The sequence below is a fragment of the Actinoplanes sp. NPDC048791 genome, from assembly GCF_040650095.1.
Taxonomy (GTDB): Bacteria; Actinomycetota; Actinomycetes; order Mycobacteriales; family Micromonosporaceae; genus Actinoplanes.
In genome coordinates this window covers 1-2,250 of record NZ_JBEZGQ010001224.1, presented here as the reverse complement: position 1 = coordinate 2,250, position 2,250 = coordinate 1, and the positions used below count along the sequence as shown (strand labels likewise).

General features: G+C 73.5%; 2 protein-coding genes. One reads left to right on the top strand and one right to left on the bottom strand.

Annotated elements, in window-relative coordinates:
• The coding region (locus AB0C29_RS44650) for an FAD-binding dehydrogenase (protein ID WP_360833914.1) at window positions 1-1,641 on the bottom strand (1,641 nt) is incomplete at its 3' end.
• Between the two features lie 85 nt (window positions 1,642-1,726).
• On the opposite strand from AB0C29_RS44650, the gene AB0C29_RS44645 reads away from it, so the two are divergent.
• A partial coding sequence (locus tag AB0C29_RS44645) for a hypothetical protein (protein WP_360833912.1) occupies window positions 1,727-2,250 on the top strand: 524 nt, incomplete at its 3' end.

Here is a 2,250-nt window from a genome sequence, read left to right as displayed (position 1 = left end):
CGTTCGAGGGGTTGTGCACGGCGTGAAGAAGAGGCAGCCGCCGAGGAAGGTGCCTTCCAGGGAGTTGTAGCCGTGCATGCCCCCGCCGCCGAAGCCCGCGACCTCACCCGCCGCGTACACGCCCGGCAGGGGTGAGCCGTCCGCCTGCAGGACCCGCCCCGACAGGTCGGTGTGCAGGCCACCCAGGGTCTTGCGGGTCAGGATGTTGAGCCGGACCGCGATCAGCGGGCCCGCCGCCGGGTCCAGCAACCGGTGCGGCGTCGCCACCCGGATCAGCCGGTCGCCCCGGTAGCGCCGGGCCCCGTGGATGGCGGTGATCTGCGCGTCCTTGCTGAACGGGTTGGTCAGCTCGCGGTCGCGGGACTCGATCGTGCGGCGTACCGCATCAAGGTCCAGAGCCGGGCCGTCGCTCTCCGCGGCCAGCTTGTTCATGCCGGTGACCAGCTCGTCCAGGGTCGGCGCCACGACGAAGTCGGCGCCGTGCTCTTTGAACGCCTCCACCGGCGGGGTCGCGCCCGGCCGGACCCGGCCCAGCACCTGCCGGATGCTCTTGTCGGTCAGGTCGGGGTTCTGCTCCGAGCCCGACAGCGCGAACTCCTTCTCGATGATCTTCTGGGTCAGCACGAACCAGCTGTAGTCGTAGCCGGTGCCCATCAGGTGCTTGAGCGTGCCGAGCGTGTCGAAGCCGGGGAACAGCGGCGCCGGGAGGCGGCGGCCGGTCGCGTCCAGCCACAGCGACGACGGGCCGGGCAGGATGCGGATGCCGTGCTGCGGCCAGATCGGGTCCCAGTTGCGCAGGCCCTCGACGTAGTGCCACATCCGGTCCGGGTTGACGATGCGCCCGCCGGCCTGCTCGGTGATGCCGAGCATCCGGCCGTCCACGTGCGCCGGGACGCCGGCGATCATCCGCTTGGGCGGGGCCCCGAGCCGGGCCGGCCAGGCCTTGCGGACCAGGTCGTGGTCGCCGCCGATGCCGCCCGACGTGACGATCACCGCCTGCGCCTCGTACGCGAAATCGCCGGTCTCCTCCCGCGAGCTGGACTCGCCGCGCCGGACCCCGCTGGCCGCCAGCGTGCGTCCCCGCACCCCGGTGACCACCCCGCCGGTCTTGACCAGGCCGTCCACCCGGTGCCGGAAGCCGAAGCGGACCAGGCCCCGCTCGGCCGCCGCGCGCACCCGGCGCTCGAACGGCTCGACCAGGCCGGGCCCGGTCCCCCAGGTGATGTGGAAGCGCGGCACCGAGTTGCCGTGCCCCTCGGCGCCGGCGCCACCGCGCTCGGCCCAGCCGACCACCGGGAACAGCCGGTGACCCATGGCCCGCAGCCAGGCCCGCTTCTCACCGGCGGCGAAGTCCACGTACGCCCGGGCCCACTGCCGCGGCCAGTGGTCCTCCTCGCGGTCGAACGCGGCGCTGCCCAGCCAGTCCTGCCAGGCCAGCTCGACCGAGTCGCGCACGCCCATGCGTCGCTGCTCCGGCGAGTCGACCAGGAAGAGGCCCCCGAACGACCAGAACGCCTGCCCGCCCAGGCTCTGCTCGGGTTCCTGGTCGAGCAGCAGCACCCGGCGGCCCGCGTCGGCGAGCTCGGCGGTCGCCGCCAGCCCGGCCAGTCCCGCCCCGACCACGATCACATCTGCGTCCATGCCCTCACGCTAGGCATCGTCGTGCCAAGATGGTGGTCCACCGAGGCGGATTTCCGCCCGCGCTTTATCACCGGGGTGACAAACCGTGCCGGATGCCTTCCTCGACATCGAGCCGCGCGTCGCGGAGCTGCCGGCCGGCGTCGGCGAGCGGTTGCAGGCTGAGCGCGCCGGGTTACGCGAGCGGGTGCTGCGCACGATGCGTACGGCGATGAGCGCTCAGGGCCGGTCGCTCACCGGTGGCCAGGGGCGCGGCCTCACGCTGGGCGTCGAGACGGCGGTGGACGCGTTCGTGGGGGCGGTGGCCGAGCCGGCCCGGGAGCTCGCGGGTCCCCGGGCGGTATTCGTCGGGCTGGGCCGCACCGAGTTCCGCGAGGGCCACGACATCGACGCGCTGCGCTCGATCCTCACCCTGGGCGGGCGCGCCATCTGGGCGTACCTGGTCGAGCGGGAGCTCCCACCGGCCGTGCTGTACGTCCTGGCCTCGGCGTTGTTCGGCTTCATCGACGCACTGGCCGGGGCGGCGGCCGAGGGCTACCTCGACGAACAGCGCCAGCACGGCCGCGACTGGGACACCACCCGGCGGCGGCTGATCACGCTGCTCGTGCAGCC